The sequence below is a fragment of the Limosilactobacillus agrestimuris genome, from assembly GCF_943193105.1.
In the GTDB taxonomy this organism is placed as follows: domain Bacteria; phylum Bacillota; class Bacilli; order Lactobacillales; family Lactobacillaceae; genus Limosilactobacillus; species Limosilactobacillus agrestimuris.
In genome coordinates, this window is the sequence record NZ_CALPCW010000001.1 from 283592 (window position 1) to 302249 (window position 18658).

At 39.7% G+C, this 18658-nt stretch carries 9 protein-coding genes, 5 tRNA genes, 1 pseudogene and 1 riboswitch; all 15 genes and pseudogenes read left to right on the forward strand.

Features of this window, described 5'->3' with window-relative positions:
* Window positions 1–34: 34 nt before the first annotated feature.
* Window positions 35–208: riboswitch (Lysine riboswitch) on the forward strand.
* A 97-nt stretch (window positions 209–305) separates the two neighbouring features.
* The 15 genes and pseudogenes from NFR46_RS01340 to rpoC all read left to right on the forward strand — a co-directional run bounded on the left by NFR46_RS01340 (window position 306) and on the right by rpoC (window position 18647).
* On the forward strand, window positions 306–1784 hold the full coding sequence (locus tag NFR46_RS01340) for an amino acid permease (protein ID WP_251574125.1): 1479 nt from the start codon (window positions 306–308) through the stop codon (window positions 1782–1784).
* A gap of 183 nt (window positions 1785–1967) precedes the next feature.
* Window positions 1968–2609 (forward strand): deoxynucleoside kinase, encoded by a 642-nt coding sequence (locus tag NFR46_RS01345; protein WP_251574126.1) that lies wholly within the window; start codon window positions 1968–1970, stop codon window positions 2607–2609.
* Window positions 2610–2673: 64 nt separating this feature from the next.
* Window positions 2674–2746, forward strand: a tRNA-Val gene (locus tag NFR46_RS01350).
* 3 nt (window positions 2747–2749) lie between these two features.
* Window positions 2750–2832 (forward strand) — tRNA-Leu (locus NFR46_RS01355).
* 83 nt (window positions 2833–2915) lie between these two features.
* Window positions 2916–2987 (forward strand) — tRNA-Gly (locus NFR46_RS01360).
* Window positions 2988–2992: 5 nt separating this feature from the next.
* Window positions 2993–3066, forward strand: a tRNA-Arg gene (locus tag NFR46_RS01365).
* A 50-nt stretch (window positions 3067–3116) separates the two neighbouring features.
* Window positions 3117–3190 (forward strand) — tRNA-Pro (locus NFR46_RS01370).
* 204 nt (window positions 3191–3394) lie between these two features.
* A complete protein-coding gene (locus tag NFR46_RS01375) occupies window positions 3395–4513 on the forward strand; it encodes an acyltransferase family protein (RefSeq protein ID WP_251574127.1) in 1119 nt (372 codons plus the stop codon).
* Between the two features lie 188 nt (window positions 4514–4701).
* Window positions 4702–4848, forward strand: a pseudogene (locus NFR46_RS09440) (IS982 family transposase); the annotation flags it as partial.
* Between the two features lie 1267 nt (window positions 4849–6115).
* On the forward strand, window positions 6116–7138 hold the full coding sequence (gene adhP / locus NFR46_RS01380) for an alcohol dehydrogenase AdhP (RefSeq protein ID WP_191683841.1): 1023 nt from the start codon (window positions 6116–6118) through the stop codon (window positions 7136–7138).
* 164 nt (window positions 7139–7302) lie between these two features.
* Window positions 7303–7770 (forward strand): CtsR family transcriptional regulator, encoded by a 468-nt coding sequence (locus NFR46_RS01385; RefSeq protein WP_191683840.1) that lies wholly within the window; start codon window positions 7303–7305, stop codon window positions 7768–7770.
* 14 nt (window positions 7771–7784) lie between these two features.
* Window positions 7785–10274, forward strand: coding sequence for an ATP-dependent Clp protease ATP-binding subunit (locus NFR46_RS01390; RefSeq protein ID WP_251574128.1), 2490 nt, complete (start codon window positions 7785–7787; stop codon window positions 10272–10274).
* A gap of 241 nt (window positions 10275–10515) precedes the next feature.
* A complete protein-coding gene (locus NFR46_RS01395) occupies window positions 10516–11109 on the forward strand; it encodes a TetR/AcrR family transcriptional regulator (protein ID WP_251574129.1) in 594 nt (197 codons plus the stop codon).
* 225 nt (window positions 11110–11334) lie between these two features.
* The gene (gene rpoB / locus NFR46_RS01400) at window positions 11335–14958 is read left to right on the forward strand and encodes a DNA-directed RNA polymerase subunit beta (RefSeq protein ID WP_251574130.1); all 3624 of its coding nucleotides are present in this window, start codon (window positions 11335–11337) and stop codon (window positions 14956–14958) included.
* A 53-nt stretch (window positions 14959–15011) separates the two neighbouring features.
* Window positions 15012–18647 carry a DNA-directed RNA polymerase subunit beta' gene (rpoC, locus tag NFR46_RS01405; protein WP_191683836.1) on the forward strand — a complete coding sequence of 1212 codons (3636 nt, stop codon included), beginning with the start codon at window positions 15012–15014 and terminating at the stop codon, window positions 18645–18647.
* Window positions 18648–18658: the final 11 nt, after the last annotated feature.

Genomic DNA, 18658 nt, shown 5'->3' on the forward strand with positions numbered 1-18658 from the left:
ACTTGCGTTATTAAATGATGAGAGTATAATATTGTCAAAATGAAGAGGTTGCATTCTTTATCAGTACGGACTATTAGGAAAATAAGTTCCGGAGTAGTCTTGAAAGGAAAGAGTGCCGAAATCTTTCTTAGCTTATTCTAAGAAGGGTTGGGACATGGTTGAAAAAGTCATGGACTGTCGCGATAAATCGCGGGGCGCTTCGCTGAACGATTCAATGATAATTTTGGGTCTTCTAATGGGGTTGCCTTATTTAGAAGACCTTTTTTTAATTGCTTAATCGCTCAGATATATGGGGAGGAATTAAAATGTCAGAAGATACGAGTAGTGGTCAGGGACAGATAAAAAGAACCCTTAAGACCCGTCACTTAGCGATGATTGCTTTAGGTGGAACGATTGGTACTGGGCTATTTATTACGAGTGGTTCAGCTATTTCAACCGCAGGACCAGGTGGTGCGCTAGTTGCGTACGGTATCATGGGAATTATGGTTTATTTCTTAATGACCAGTTTAGGTGAAATGTCCACTTATATGCCACTCACTGGTTCATTTTCCGCCTTTTCTTCAAAGTTTGTTGATCCCGCTTTAGGGTTCGCAATGGGGTGGAACTACTGGTTTAATTGGGCAATTACAATCCCAGTTGATGTGACCAGTGCGGGAATCGTGATGAATTTCTGGCTGCCACGTGTTCCAAGTTGGATATTCAGTACGATTGTTTTAGTCCTTGTTTTCTTAATTAACTATTTATCAGTTCGTTCATATGGGGAAACGGAATACTGGTTAGCTTTAATTAAAGTAATAACCGTTGTCGTTTTCCTGATTGTTGGTGTTGCAATTATCTTTGGAATTATGGGTGGCCAACCAGTTGGCTTTAGCAATTTCCATTACAAAAAAGCACCGTTTGTCGGTGGGATTCCAGCAATCATTAGCGTGTTCTTAGTTGCCGGATTCTCTTTCCAGGGAACGGAATTAGTCGGAATTACTGCTGGTGAAGCTGCTACTCCGGAAAAATCTATCTCAAAGGCAATTCATTCAACATTCTGGCGGATCCTCTTGTTCTACATCTTTGCAATTTTTGTTATTGCCTGTGTTCTACCTTATACGGACAAGAACTTATTGAATTCTGATGTTACTAATATTACGATGAGTCCGTTCACCATTATTTTTAAGCGGGCTGGATTAGCAGTTGCAGCTAGTATTATGAATGCGGTTATTTTAACTGCCGTTGTTTCTGCTGCCAATTCTGGATTATATGCCTCTACCCGGATGCTTTATTCACAGGCCCGTGAAGGTTATGCATGGCGGTTCTTTGGTTACGTTAATCGGCGGGGAATTCCGATCTATGCACTGATCGGGACAATGGTGGTTTCAACTTTAGCCTTTGCAACCCAATTTATTGTTCCTCAAGCTTACCTTTACTTGACTGACGCTTCTGGACTTTGTGGTTTCATTGCATGGCTAGGAATTGCTATTTCTCACTATCGTTTCAGAAGAGCATATGTTGCTCAGGGACATTCTGTAAGTGAACTTAAGTACCATGCCACCCTTTACCCATTTGGACCAATTTTTGCGTTCATTCTTTGTACGATCGTTATTTGCGGTCAAAACGTTGAAGCATTTGCCAAACTCGATTGGTCTAATATCTTAATTACCTATATGAGTGTTCCGCTATTCCTTATTTTGTTCTTCTACTACAAGATTCGGTATAAGACTCATATTATTCCACTTAAAAAAGTTGACCTATCTCGGCGAACTAAGGGTGAAAAGTACGAGCCAGAAGATAATTAGTAAAATTTTATTCTATATAAGAGATCCTTGGTACTATCAAAATTGGTACTTCAGGATCTTTTTTGTAATATGAAAAGAACAATAAAAAGAGAACTAAACACCAATTCAGTCTCTTCTTTTTTCCCTTGTTCAATGGTAGAATGGTTAAGTTGCTTTTAACAAACAAAGGGGGATAAAAATTCAATGATTGCACTTGCAGGGACGATAGGTGCCGGAAAGACAAGCTTAACCGGATTACTTGCAGATCATTTAAATAGCCAAGCATTTTATGAATCAGTTGATGACAATAAGATTTTGCCACTTTTCTATAAGGATCCTAAAAAGTATGGCTTTTTATTACAAATTTACTTCTTGAATCGGCGATTAGATGAGATTAAAGAATCATTTGGAAATGATTTAAATGTCCTTGATCGTTCAATCTTTGAAGATGCGTTATTGTTTAAACTGAACGCTGATATGGGACGGGCAACTGAAACTGAATCTGATATTTACTCATCATTACTACATAACATGATGGAAGAATTGCCTGAACAACCACATCAAAAAGCGCCTAACCTTTTAATCACGATTCAAGTTTCGTTTGATACGATGCTTGAACGGATTAAAAAACGTGGTCGGTCATATGAACAAATTTCAAATGATCCATCTCTTTATAATTACTACAAGAACCTTAATGAGCGTTATCGTGACTGGTATAATCAGTATGATGCCAGTCCTAAAATGTTAATTGATGGGGATAAATATGACTTTGTTGAAGATCCAGAAGCGGCAAAACAAGTGTTAAAAATGATTGATCAGAAATTAATTGAACTTGGTTTAAAATAATTGTTGACATTAATTTTAGATGATGATATATTAATAAAGTTCCATTATGAATATATCATTTTTCGGAGGATTAGCTCAGTTGGGAGAGCATCTGCCTTACAAGCAGGAGGTCACAGGTTCGAGCCCTGTATCCTCCATATGCGGATGTGGCGGAATTGGCAGACGCGCAAGATTTAGGATCTTGTATCTTTTAGATGTAAGGGTTCAAGTCCCTTCATCCGCATTTGGAATAAAAATTTATTTCAAAAAAGTATTGACATCGGTCTGTGACACGTGATATATTAATTATTGTTGCAGAACAGTTATGCGGAAGTAGTTCAGTGGTAGAACATCACCTTGCCATGGTGGGGGTCGCGGGTTCGAATCCCGTCTTCCGCTCTTATGCACCCATAGCGCAATTGGATAGAGTGTCTGACTACGAATCAGAAGGTTGAAGGTTCGACTCCTTCTGGGTGCACTACTAAAAAAGCGTGGCACACTGAATAGTGTTGCTACGCTTTTTCTTTTCGGAATTTAGCTCAGTTTGGTAGAGCGCTGCGTTCGGGACGCAGAGGTCGCAAGTTCAAATCTTGTAATTCCGACTATTGAGTAAGCCTATTGTAATAACCGTTAATAATGGTTGTTATAATAGGCTTTGTTATTTTAATTACCACTTTCGGTAGCTCATGGCCCTGATTTTTCAATACGTACTGTTATTGCCTGCTTACTGCTTAACGGTGGACAATCTTAGCTAAATTATTTATTATTTATAAAAAGTAGGTAAAATTAGATTATAAGGATTAATAATGAAAGAGATACCAAATCAAGTCGAAGTAACGGATAAAGGTTGGTGGGCTGCCGATATAGGAGACTACTTAAAAGTTATTGCTAATGGAATGGTAATGTTTCAACCGATTATTAGTATGGCTGTTAAGACCAATCTTAGTATTGAACAGTTAAAAGTTTTTGCTTCTTTTTACAATTTTGTTAAGTTTACATCGCCAGCGTTTATTTTTGGGATTGTATTTACGGTTATTCGGCAAAGCGGTAATCGAAAAGATTTGAATCTTCAGGTGTATTGTAAAGATCAATGGGCTAATAATTTCGTACCAACTATTATTTGGACGTTAGTATATTTGCTAATAATGCCTAATTTGCAGCAACATGGTCATTATTATAACCTGGCTTCCTTTTTTTGGCAGTTTATCACAGGGAATGCAGCGCCGCATCTCTGGTATAGCGTTATGATGTTGCAGTTTTTAATAATTATGCCGATAATTAAGTCAGTAACTGTCTATGTTGGTAATAATCTTTGCCGGCTAGGGGGAACAGTTATTGGAATTGGAATAGTATACTTTAGCTGGCTTGTTTTTTATGACTGCTTCAATTTTAGTGGCAAAGAGAATAGTAATTGGTATCTTCTCGATCGGTGTTTTTTGAGCTTTTTGATTTTTGGCTTTTATGGTGGCCTTGCATGGAATTTCCATCATCAAATTCAAAGTTTACTATTTCATTATTGGTGGCTTGTTATTGGTTTTTATCTTTTAATGTATGCCTGGACAAGATATATTTTTATTTCAGCTCATCATTTAACGGATTTACTGGATGATACTTACTATCGACCCTCAATGGCAATCTATGCGTTAGCAGTTATCATCCTGATCTATCTTATTTGTATTGTTCAAAAAGTCTATCGAATGCAACGCTGCCTTAAAATAATTCATTACCTGGCTTTTTATGCCTATCGCGCCTTTTTAGCGAATGTTTTTTGGGATCGAATATTATGGTATACAGGTGGCATGCGGCTAACGCTTAAAGCTACTCCTTACCTGACCGTGTTTATAACTTGGTTATTAACGTGGCTTCTTTCATACTTGTCTGTCTATCTTTGTCATCAATTATGGTTAAGCCTGGTAAAAAGATAGCTAAAAATTATTATGAGTTAGCTTGACAGGTATGATTATCCGTTGAGTTATTCCAGCATAGCTTAGCTGGTAGAGCATCTCCCTCATAAAGAAAAGATCGGAGGTTCGAATCCTATAATTTATACTAATTTTTATCAGTATCTTAAAAGGGTGTAGCATAACACAATAGTCGTCACCTTAAAAAGCTACGACGCCAGACCGAGAGTTGCTTTTCAAAATTGAAGCAATACAACGTTGAAGAAAACACAACTCGTACTTTATCTGGTTTTCAGACTCGGTTGGAAATGATAATTTTGGTCTACAATTTACGGATAATGAGTTTTATTACGAACTAGCACTATGGGTAGTTATGCTAAGTAAAATATATTTTTCCGAATAAAAAATTATTTTGAAACCTGCAATGTCAATTTAAATTAGAAAAAACTGAAAATTGTTCCTTAGAGATTTGACTTAAGAATACTTCTAATGGCGTGCGATAATTAAGTGCTTTTCGGGGAATGTAGCCGTTTGTATTGTGTGCCGGTAGAAAAGCATATGAGATTTTTATGGGTATTACTTTGTGGATAGATAAAGCTGGTAATAAAATAATCCCGGTGAGTGATGTATTACGAGGATATAGTTACTTTTATCCAAGGACAATAAAAAAACAGCAATAGCAAATACTACCGCTGAAATAGCAACTCTTACGATTGTTTTCAGAAATGACTTGGAGTTTAACCAAGAATTCCCTCAATTAGGCGTTTGAGAGCCTTTACAGAATGTAGCAGTTACTTAACGAGTCTATTCGGCACGATTAGAATTATGATGCACCAACAATGCAATTGGGACACCTTCCAACATGCACGCATTTGTAGGTTCGTTACGCCTAACAATGTGCTTAAACATTGTATCATAGAAAAAGCATATTATAATATAAGTGTTAGAATTATGATGCCGGTGTGCAAAATGGTTTCAGTTCGTTACTTAAACCGAACCGGTTGTGGGCGCCTAATAAGCGCTCTTTTTTATTAAAAAATGGCTACCGAATAACGATAGCCACATTTTCTGCCGGACAGAAGTATTCTGTATATTTTCTGTACCAAGACTCAAATTTCACAAATGAAATCCTAATATAATAGGAAGAAACTAGTTACTTGTGTACCATTTGTTCAAATCTTGTAATTCCGATAATAAAAAAGTCTGGTGTATTTAATAAGCCAATACATTAGGCTTTTTATTTATTCTCTACTTTGTTATTACTTTATTAGTAATAACTTTAGTATCAATAGGTAATTTAATTCTTAAAAGTGTTCCATCTTCATAATTAGGGTGGGGCACTTTTTACATTTTAATTGAAAGCGGTCATTAGTTGAAATTTTAAGGCGACTTCCTAAGTGAACATAGAGGTTAACAAAATAAGACTATATATTAGAATTTATTTGCTAATTTAATCACATTGGTATTATCTGGTTATAATTACATTAAGTAAAATAGTAGGCAAATAAAGAAATATTGGTCTGAAAAATTTCTGTTTATTTATTCACAAAAGCGCTTTAAAAAGCAAAACTAATTTGGTATTATAGCTTGTGTAATAAATAACAAGTCCAAAGGAGATTTTAGATTATGAAAGCTGCTGTTATTAATGATCCAGTAGATGGTTACGTTACTGTTAAGGATGTTAAACTTCGTGATCTTAAGCCGGGTGAAGCTTTAGTTGACATGGAATACTGTGGCCTTTGTCACACCGACTTACACGTTGCCGCTGGTGACTTTGGTAAGAAGCCAGGTCGGATTATCGGTCATGAAGGTGTTGGTCGTGTATCTAAAGTTGCTCCTGGCGTTACTTCCTTAAAAGTTGGGGACCGGGTATCTATTGCTTGGTTCTTTAAGGGCTGTGGACACTGTGAATACTGCCTTACTGGTCGTGAAACACTTTGCCGGAACGTTTTGAATGCTGGTTACACTGCTGATGGTGCAATGGCAGAACAATGCATTGTTCCTGCTGACTACGCTGTTAAGGTTCCCGAAGGCCTTGATCCTGTTGAAGCTACCTCATTAACCTGTGCTGGTGTTACTATGTACAAGGCATTAAAGGTTGCTGACATTAAGCCAGGTCAATGGGTATCAATTGTTGGTGCTGGTGGTCTTGGTAACTTGGGAATTCAATTTGCTCACAACGTCTTCGGTGCTCACGTTATTGCTGTTGACGGTAATCCCGACAAGCTTGAAGCTGCTAAGGAAAATGGTGCAGAAATTCTTATTAACCGTCATGATGGTGACGTTGATAAGCAAATCCAAGAAAAAGTTGGTGGTGTTCACGCCGCTGTTGTAACTGCTGTTTCTGCTTCAGCATTTGACCAAGCGGTTGATTCACTTCGTCCAGATGGTAAGTTAGTTGCCGTTGCTCTTCCACAAGGTGACATGAAACTTAACATTGCTAAGACAGTTCTTGATGGAATTATCGTTGCTGGTTCATTAGTAGGTACTCGTCAAGACTTAGCTGAATGTTTCCAATTTGGTGCTGAAGGTAAGGTTCACCCAATTGTTAAGACACGGAAGCTTAGTGAAATCAATGACATGATCCAAGAATTAAAGGATAACAAGGTTGTTGGTCGGAACGTTGTTGATTTCAGCCTAGAAGATTAATCTAAATTATCCCCTTTTTGAAATAAAAGAGACTGGAGAGCCACCAGTCTCTTTTTCTGGTTTAAATTACATTCCATATTATTGGGACTGTTTTCTGGTTCCCAATTTAATATTGTGGTAAAATTTGGTCAAGATTAGTCAAATAAAATTTGGAGGTGATGTTAATGGAAGAAAAGAGTATTTCAGATATTATTGAGGAGTATTTGAAGCAAATCCTTGGAGAGTCATCTCAGATTGAAATCCGCCGATCAGAAATTGCTAATCATTTTGACGTTGTTCCATCACAGATTAACTACGTAATCAAGACACGATTTACCATTCAACACGGTTACCTAGTTCAAAGTAAGCGTGGTGGCGGTGGTTATATTCGGATCGAGCGGGTTAATTTACTTGATAATGTTGATGTGTTAAACTCACTGATCCAAGCAATTGGCGATTCGATTAGTGAGCGTGATGCTTATGATATTATTCGAACGCTTTATGATGAGAAAGTATTGACGAGGCGAGAGGGGGACTTAATGTTAGTTGCCTTATCAAAGCAAACACTAAATGTGAATGATTGTAATGTTGAATCTCGTTTGAGAGCGAGAATTTTAATTTCAATGCTGAATCGTTTACGGTATGAGAGCTAGGTGGAAAGCAATTAATGGATAATATGTTTACACCAAGTGCTAAGCACGTTTTAGCACTTGCCCATGAACAAGCAAAATACTTTAAACACCAAGCCGTGGGTACTGAACATTTATTACTTGCATTGGCAATTGAGAAAGAGGGGATTGCTAGCAAGATTTTTGAGCAATTCTCCATTACTAGTGATGATATTCAAGAAGAGATTGAAAGAATGATTGGCTACGGAACTATGGATGACATGGGACCGGCCGATTATCTCCCGTATTCACCAAAGGCACGACAAGTATTAGCGTTAGCTGGTCAGGAAGCACAACAGTTAAATGCGTTAAAGATCGGTACTGAACATATCTTACTTGCGTTAATTTCGGATGAGGGGATCCTTTCTTCGAGAATCTTGATGAGCCTGGATGTTTTACCACGTCAGATTCGTAAGGTAACCTTACGTCGCCTTGGTATTTCTGATATTCAAGCACGGCAACGGTTAGGGAAACAACAAAGACGACAGGCAAGAAAGTCAGGAACACCAACCCTTGATAAGCTTGCTCGAGATATGACTCAAATGGCAAGGGATGGTAAGCTTGACCCTGTAATCGGTCGTGATAAAGAGTTGCGACGGGTGGAACAAATTCTTAGTCGACGAACAAAGAATAACCCAGTCCTGATCGGTGAACCGGGGGTTGGGAAAACCGCAGTGGCGGAAGAGCTAGCTCGCCGGATGGCAAATAATGAAGTTCCTGAAGATTTAGCGCGAAAACGTTTAATGATGCTTGATATGGGCTCGTTAGTTGCTGGGACCAAGTATCGAGGAGAATTTGAAGATCGTCTAAAAAAGGTTATTGATGAGATTCAAAAAGATGGCCACGTAATTCTCTTTATTGATGAATTACATACCTTGATTGGTGCTGGAGGAGCTGAAGGAGCAATTGATGCTTCTAATATTTTGAAACCAGCCCTTGCCCGTGGTGACTTACAGACTATTGGTGCAACTACTCTTGATGAATATCAAAAGTATATTGAATCGGATGCTGCATTAGAGCGTCGGTTTGCCACGGTTCAAGTTGAAGAACCATCTGAAAATGTTGCCTTGCAAATTTTGAACGGTTTACGGCCAAAATATGAGGAACATCACCATGTCAAAATTGATGATGATGCCTTAAAACAAGCTGTTAAACTTTCTAGTCGGTATATTACTGATCGTTACCTACCAGATAAGGCAATTGATTTAGTTGATGAAGCTTCATCGATGGTACGGATTGATGCTGAAGAAAAGAAAAAGCATCAGCCATCACTGACTTCTAAATTAGCTGAACTTCGGCAGAAGAAGGAAAATGCGATTGAGGATCAGGACTTTGATCAAGCTGCGAACCTTCGTCAAGAAGAATTGACATTAAAGGCCAAGGCTGATGAGCAAGAAAAGAAGGCAGAGAAGCAATCTGCAAAGCACCAGCTACATACTACTGGAGAAGACGTTGCTAAGATTGTGGCTGAATGGACTGGCGTTCCACTAACCCAGTTGAAAAAGAGCGAGAGTGAACGGCTGGTTAATCTAGAAAAAGTTCTTCATAACCGGGTTATCGGCCAGGACGAAGCTGTTTCTGTGGTTGCAAAGGCAATTCGTCGTGCTCGAAGTGGGTTGAAGGATCCGCAACGACCAATTGGTTCATTTATGTTTCTTGGGCCAACCGGTGTCGGGAAGACTGAGCTAGCAAAGGCACTTGCAGCGGCAATGTTTGGTTCAGAGGACAATATGATCCGGATCGACATGTCCGAGTATATGGAAAAGTACAGTACAAGTCGGTTAATTGGTGCAGCTCCTGGTTATGTTGGCTATGATGAGGGTGGACAGTTAACCGAAAAGGTTCGTCAACATCCTTACTCAGTTGTGCTGTTAGATGAAGCTGAAAAGGCTCACCCAGATGTCTTTAACTTGTTACTTCAAGTTCTTGATGATGGTTACTTGACTGACGCTAAGGGGAGAAAAGTAGATTTTCGCAATACCATTATTATTATGACTTCTAATCTTGGGGCTACCCAGCTTCAGGATGAGAAGGAAGTTGGTTTTGGTGCACGAGATGTTAGTCAAGATTATCAAGCAATGGCATCTGCAATCCGTCAACAATTGAAGCTACATTTCCGTCCTGAGTTTTTGAACCGGATTGATGAAACAGTAATCTTCCATTCCTTACAAAAGAATGAACTTCATCAAATTGTTAAACTAATGGTTGCTCAATTAAGAGCACGGGTCGCGGAACAAGGAATTAACCTGAAAGTCACTCCTGCAGCTATTGATGTTGTAGCAACTAAGGGTTACGATCCGGCATATGGTGCTCGGCCACTTCGGCGTGCTTTACAGGATTTGGTTGAGGATTCACTAAGTACTGCATTATTAAGTGATGAGATTAAAACCGGTGATAATGTGGTTGTCGGTGCTCACCAAGGAAAGATTAATTTAAAAGTAAAAAATAGTAGTGAAAATAGTCGTCGAGGACGAATGATAAAAAAATAATATTAATTTGACAAAAGAGGTTCCGTTGTTCAATTTGTTGGATGGCGGAATCTCTTTATTTCTCGAACTTTATTAAACATTAATGTTATCGTCTGTTTAATAAAAAATGATATAAATAAAAATATTATTTTATCTATATTAAAATGAATAACAGATAATTTTGCTGAGAAGCTTGTCAAACCATACTTTTGGTGGCATTATATATTTATAATGCGATTAATATGTTAGGAGATAATAAACCATGAAGAGGGCTGAACAGCTTGAGAAGACACGACAGTCAATTATGAGAACAGCAACTAAGCTTTTCTTACAAAAAGGCTTTGGTGAGACCTCTACTCGTGATATTGCTAAACAAGTCGGGATCACCCAACCAGCTCTTTACCATCACTTTAGAGATAAGGAAGTTCTTTATCTTGATGTGATGACTAACCTGAGTAGTAAGGTTCGTAAAGACATTAATAAGGTAATGCGAAAGCATAAGCTGACCCCTAATGAACAACTGTGGCAAATTGCTGTTGTGTTGAAAAAACACCATCCAGTAAGTATTTATGATCAGTATCACCAAGCAATTAATTTACTTTCAAAGAGTTCTCAGCAAAAACTAAATATGATTTTAGCGATGAACTATCTTCAACCAATTGCTGAGTACTTTAAACAACCAGAAGTAGAATTGCGTCCTGATATTTTGCCACAAGAAGCGGCTGAATTATTCTTAGCCGAAATTTCACCAATTTTTGGTACCTACCAACCAATTGGTGGTCATAATATTAGCGATGACCAGCGTGATCAGTTGATTTTGGACTGCATTATTAGTGGTCTTTCAAAAGTAAAATAATTATTTGAGTAACTCTATTGACATTTAATTAATAATCTTATATCATATAGTAGTATGTAATTGTGAGTTCTCATATGAACTTAGTGATCTATTGTCCACTAGGTTCAGTAAATAAAACCAAAGGCAGTTTTTAACTGTTTTTGGATTTTTTTTGCTCAAAATTACGATTTTGACCTATTTGTAATCAAATTGTAATATTTAAAACTCACTGAATAAATTAGAGAGGTGAACAGTTTGGCCGGACATTTAGTTAAATACGGTAAGCACCGTACCCGTCGTAGCTACTCCCGAATTAAAGAAGTTCTCGAGTTGCCAAACCTAATTGAAATCCAAACCAACTCATATAAATGGTTCATGGATAAAGGTTTACGGGAAATGTTTAATGATATTATGCCAATCGATGATTTCCAAGGGAAGTTGTCATTGGAATTCGTTGACTATCAACTTTTGGAACCTAAGTATACTGTTGATGAAGCGCGTGAACATGATGCAAACTACTCTGCACCACTTCACGTTACTTTGCGTCTTACTAACCATGAAACTGGGGAAATTAAGTCTCAAGATGTTTTCTTTGGTGAATTCCCATTAATGACAGATCAAGGGACCTTCATTATTAATGGTGCTGAACGGGTTATTGTTTCTCAATTAGTTCGGTCACCAGGTGTTTACTATAGTGAAGAAGCCGGCAAGAATGGTCGGCCAAGTTATGGTGCTACATTTATTCCAAACCGTGGTGCCTGGCTTGAATACGAAACTGATGCCAAAAACATTTCTTACGTTCGAATTGACCGGACTCGTAAGCTACCAATGACAGAATTAATCCGGGCTCTTGGATTTGGCTCAGATGATGAAATCATTGATATGTTTGGTGGTAACAGTGAAACCTTATCATTGACTTTGGATAAGGATGTTCACAAGAATGCTGAAGATTCTCGGGTTGAAGAAGCACTTAAGGACATTTACGAACGTCTTCGTCCAGGTGAACCAAAGACCGCTGACTCAGCTCGGAACTTGTTAACTGCACGGTTCTTTGATCCAAAGCGTTATGATATGGCTCCAGTTGGTCGTTACAAGACTAACAAGAAGTTAATGTTGAAGTACCGTCTTCTTGGTGAAACCTTGGCTGAAACCCTTGCTGATCCAGATACTGGTGAAGTACTTGCACAAAAGGGTGACAAGGTAACTAAGGAAGTATTGAAGAAGTTAGAACCATACTTAGATCGTGATGACTTCAAGATGATTACTTATACTCCTTCTGATGAAGCCGTAGTTACTGAACCAGTAAAGCTTCAAAAGATCTTAGTTTACTCCCATGAAGATCCAGATCGTGTTGTGCCAATTATTGGTAATGGTCATATTCCATTAGAATACAAGCACATTGAACCAGCTGATATTCTTGCTTCATTGAACTACTTCTTTAACTTACAAGAAGGTATTGGTTCAACTGATGATATTGATCACTTGGGTAATCGGCGGATCCGTTCTGTTGGTGAATTATTACAAAACCAATTCCGGATTGGTTTAGCACGAATGGAACGTGTTGTTCGTGAACGGATGTCAATTCAAGATCCTGATACCGTTACTCCACAGCAATTGATTAATATTCGTCCAGTTGTTGCTTCAATTCGTGAATTCTTCGGTTCTTCACAATTGTCACAATTCATGGATCAAACTAACCCACTTGGTGAATTGACCCATAAGCGGCGTCTTTCTGCCCTTGGTCCTGGTGGTTTAACTCGTGATCGTGCCGGATATGAAGTTCGGGATGTTCACTATACCCACTATGGTCGGATGTGCCCAATTGAAACTCCCGAAGGTCCTAACATTGGTTTGATTAACAGTCTTTCATCCTATGCCCGTGTTAATAAGTACGGATTTATTGAAACTCCGTACCGGCGTGTTTCATGGAAGACTCATAAGGTAACCGATAAGATTGACTACTTAACTGCTGACGAAGAAGATAATTATGTTATCGCTCAGGCTAATACACCATTGAATGATGATGGTTCATTTGCTGAAGACCAAGTTATGTGTCGTGATAAGGATGATTACATTGAAACGAGTGTTGAGAACGTCGACTACATGGACGTTTCTCCAAAACAAGTTGTCTCCGTTGCTTCCGCATGTATTCCATTCCTTGAAAACGATGACTCTAACCGTGCCTTGATGGGTGCTAACATGCAGCGTCAAGCTGTTCCATTGTTGAACCCTCATGCACCATTGGTAAGTACTGGAATTGACTATAAAGCAGCTCATGACTCTGGGGTGGCCATGATTGCTAAGAAGCCAGGGACAGTTGAATATGTTGATGCTCGTGAAGTTCGTGTTCGTGAAGAAGACGGTACTCTTGATACTTACAAGTTAATGAAGTTCCGTCGTTCTAACGGTGGTAAGAACTATAACCAACGGCCAATTGTTAAAGTTGGCGAACATGTTGATGCTGATGATGTCCTTGCTGATGGACCATCAATGGAACAAGGTGAATTAGCCTTGGGTCAAAACCCATTGATTGCCTTTATGACCTGGGAAGGTTACAACTTCGAAGATGCCATCGCAATTAACGAACGGTTGGTTAAGGATGATGTTTACACATCTATCCATATTGAATCTTACGAATCAGAAGCTCGGGAAACCAAGCTTGGACCTGAAGAAATGACTCGTGAAATTCCTAACGTCGGTGATGACGCCCTTAAGGATCTGGATGAAAATGGGATCGTTCGAATTGGTGCTGAAGTCCACGACGGTGATATCTTAGTTGGTAAGGTTACTCCTAAGGGAATGACAGAATTATCCGCTGAAGAACGTTTGCTTCACGCTATCTTTGGTGAAAAGTCACGTGAAGTTCGTGATACTTCTCTCCGTGTTCCTCACGGTGGTGGCGGTATTATCCAAGACGTTAAGGTCTTTACTCGTGAAAATGGTGATGAACTTTCACCAGGTGTTAACACCATGGTTCGGGTTTACATCGCTCAAAAGCGGAAGATCCAAGTTGGTGATAAGATGTCAGGTCGTCACGGTAACAAGGGTACTGTTTCAATCGTTGTCCCTGAAGAAGATATGCCATATATGCCAGATGGTACTCCAATCGACATTATGTTGAGTCCAATGGGTGTGCCAAGTCGTATGAACATTGGTCAGTTGCTTGAATTGCACTTAGGAATGGCCGCAAAGCGTCTTGGTATTCACATGGCAACACCAGTATTTGATGGTGCTACTGATAAGGATGTTTGGGATGCTGTTAAGGAATCTGGATTCCCAGAAGATGGGAAGACAATCCTTTATGATGGTCGGACAGGTGAACCATTTGAAAACCGGATTGCCGTTGGTTCAATGCACTATCTTAAGTTAGCCCACATGGTTGATGATAAGATTCACGCCCGTTCTACTGGTCCATACTCACTTGTTACCCAACAACCATTGGGTGGTAAAGCTCAATTCGGTGGTCAGCGGTTCGGTGAAATGGAAGTTTGGGCTCTTGAAGCTTACGGTGCTGCATACATCCTTCAAGAAATCCTTACTTACAAGTCAGATGATACTGTTGGTCGTGTTCGGACTTACGATGCCATCATTAATGGTGAACCAATTCCAAAGCCAGGTGTTCCTGAATCATTCCGGGTTCTTGTTAAGGAATTACAAGCATTAGGCCTTGATATGAAGGTTCTTGATGGTAACCATAATGAAGTTCAATTAAAGAACATGGACGAAGACGATGATCAAGTTGTTAATGTTGATGCTTTAGCTAAGTATGCCGCAAAGCATAATGCTGAAGAAAAGGAAAAGAAGGAAGAAGCTTCTTCTGAAAAGTCAACAGCAACAACTGATGAACAAGACAAGACTAAGCAAGACTAGTTAGTTTTACTTAGCACTGAACGTAAACTACTAAAATAAGGAGGAAAAATCCTTTGATTGATGTCAATAAATTTGAAAGTATGCAGATCGGCCTGGCATCACCAGATAAGATCCGTAGTTGGTCTTATGGGGAAGTTAAGAAGCCCGAAACAATCAACTACCGGACTTTAAAGCCAGAAAAGCAAGGTCTGTTTGACGAACGAATCTTTGGCCCAACTAAGGACTATGAATGTGCTTGTGGCAAGTACAAGCGGATTCGCTACAAGGGTCGTGTTTGTGACCGTTGTGGTGTTGAAGTTACTAGTTCAAAGGTTCGTCGTGAACGGATGGGTCACATCGAATTGGCTGCTCCAGTTTCACATATTTGGTACTTCAAGGGGATTCCAAGTCGGATGGGTCTTGTCTTAGACATGAGTCCACGTTCACTTGAAGAAGTTATTTACTTTGCTTCATATGTTGTTTTGGATCCAGGTGATACTCCACTTGAAAAGAAACAACTTCTCTCTGAAGCTGAATACCGTGATAAGAAAGCTGAATTTGGTGATCGCTTTACTGCTGAAATGGGTGCCGCTGCTATTAAGAAGTTATTAGCTGACGTTGACCTTGAAAAGGAAGCAGCAGAACTGAAGGAAGAATTGAAGGAAGCTACTGGTCAAAAGCGGACCCGTGCTATTCGTCGATTGGATATTTTGGAAGCCTTCATTAAGTCTGGTAACAAGCCTGAATGGATGGTTCTTGATGTTATTCCAGTTATGCCACCTGACTTACGTCCAATGGTTCAACTTGAAGGTGGCCGGTTCGCTACTTCTGACTTAAACGATTTATACCGGCGTGTTATTAACCGGAACAACCGTTTAAAGCGCCTTTTGAAGTTGCAAGCTCCCGGAATCATTGTTCAAAATGAAAAGCGGATGCTTCAAGAAGCCGTTGATGCTTTGATTGATAACGGTCGTCGGGGTCGTCCAGTTTCTGGTCCTGGTAACCGTCCATTGAAGTCACTTTCTCACCTTCTTAAGGGTAAGCAAGGCCGTTTCCGTCAAAACTTACTTGGTAAGCGGGTTGATTACTCTGGTCGTTCAGTTATTGATGTTGGTCCATCATTACGGATGAACCAAATGGGACTTCCAGTTCCAATGGCTCTTGAATTATTCAAGCCATTCATTATGCACGAATTAGTTAAGCGTGGTTTATCTGCTAACGTTAAAGCAGCTAAGCGGAAGATCGATCGTCGGGATGATGATGTCTTTGATGTTCTTGAAGATGTTATTAAGGAACACCCAGTTCTCCTTAACCGGGCACCCACTTTGCACCGGTTAGGTATCCAGGCTTTCGAACCAATTCTGGTTTCTGGGAAGTCAATGCGTCTTCACCCATTGGTATGTACTGCTTACAATGCCGATTTTGATGGGGACCAGATGGCTATCCACGTGCCACTCTCAGATGAAGCACAAGCCGAAGCACGGTTACTTATGCTTGCCGCTTCCCACATTTTGAGTCCTCGTGATGGTGAACCAATCGTTTCTCCATCTCAGGATATGGTTATCGGTAACTACTACATGACCACTGAAGATAAGGGTCGTGAAGGTGAAGGAATGATCTTCAAGGATACCGATGAAGCTGAAATGGCATACCGGAATAACTATGTTTCATTACAAACACGTGTTGGTGTGCAAGTTTCTGCATTCCCTGATAAGCCATTCACTGAAGAACAACGTGGCAAGATCATGGTAACTAGTGTTGGTAAGTTATTGTTCAACCGGATTCTTCCTAAGGACTTTAACTACATTAACGAACCAACCGCAGATAATATCACTAAGGGTGTTGATGATCGCTTCTTCCTCGATCCTGGTGAAAATATCAACGATTACCTTGAAAATGCACCACTTGTTCCACCATTCAAGAAGGGCTTCTTGTCTGACTTGATTGCTGAAGTTTACAAGAAGTACAAGGTTACCAAGACTTCTCTTTTCCTTGACCGGATTAAGGATCTTGGTTACTATGAATCAACTATTTCTGGTTTGACAACTGCAATGTCAGATATTCATGACTTACCTGAAAAGCCAGAAATCATTAAGAAGGCTCGTAAGCAAGTTGATTTGGTTACTAAGCAATTCCGTCGTGGTTTGATTACTGATGATGAACGTTATGATCGGGTTATTGGTATTTGGAACGATGCTAAGGATGAAGTTCAAAACAAGTTGATTGAACACATGGACATCCATAACCCAATCAACATGATGTCTGACTCAGGTGCTCGTGGTAATATTTCTAACTTTACTCAGCTTGCCGGAATGCGTGGATTGATGGCTTCACCAAACGGTAAGATTATGGAATTGCCAGTTCTTTCTAACTTCTATGAAGGTTTGTCAGTTCTGGAAATGTTCATTTCCTCTCACGGTGCTCGTAAGGGTATGACTGATACTGCCTTGAAGACTGCTAACTCAGGTTACTTAACTCGGCGGTTGGTTGATGTTGCTCAAGACGTTGTTGTTCGTGAAAAGGACTGTGGAACTGATCGTGGTCTTGAAGTTACTGCAATTACAAACGGTAACGAAATGATCGAACCACTTTACGATCGGATTATGGGTCGTTATACGATGAAGTCAGTCTTTGATCCAAAGACTGGCGAAAAGATCGTTGGCAAGAACGTTCTGATTGATGAAGAAATGGCACAAAAGATTGTTGATGCTGGTGTGAAGAAGGTTACTATTCGTTCCGCATTTACTTGTAACACTGAACACGGTGTTTGTGAACGGTGCTACGGCCGGAACGCCGCTACTGGTGACCGTGTTGAAGCCGGTGAAGCAGTTGGTACTGTTGCAGCTCAATCAATTGGTGAACCAGGTACTCAATTGACCTTGCGGAACTTCCACACTGGTGGTGTTGCCGGTAACGACGATATTACCCAAGGTCTTCCACGTATCCAAGAAATTGTTGAAGCACGTAATCCTAAGGGTCGTGCAACAATTACTGAAGTTACTGGTGAAGTTGAATCGATCGAGGAAAATCCTGCAGAACGGACTAAGGATGTTACTGTTAAGGGTGAAACTGATACCCGGACGTACACTTTACCAATTACTGCTCGGATGCGGGTAGCTGAAGGGGACTTCATTCACCGTGGTACCGCCCTTAACGAAGGTTCAATTGATCCTAAGGAATTGATTCGTGTTCGTGATGTTCTTTCTACAGAAACATACCTCCTTGCTGAAGTACAAAAAGTTTACCGTATGCAGGGTATTGATCTGTTAGATAAGCACGTTGAAATTATGATTCGTCAAATGATGCGGAAAGTACGTGTCATGGATCCAGGTGACACTGATATGTTGCCAGGACAATTGATGGATATTGGTCAATTCCGTGACGCTAACTACAAGACATTGATAGCTGGTAACATTCCCGCTACAGCTCGTCCAGTTATCTTAGGTATTACCAAGGCTGCCCTTGAAACTAACAGTTTCTTATCAGCTGCTTCATTCCAGGAAACTACTCGTGTCCTGACTGATGCTGCTATTCGTGGTAAGAACGATCCATTAGTTGGTTTGAAGGAAAATGTTATTATCGGTAAGATTATTCCTGCCGGTACTGGTATGAGTACATACCGGAACATTAAGCCAAAGGAAGTTAATGTTGCCGCTTACTCCATTAAGGACTTAGAAGCCAAGATGAAGGAAGAAGACAAGCAAAACTAATTAACTAGTGT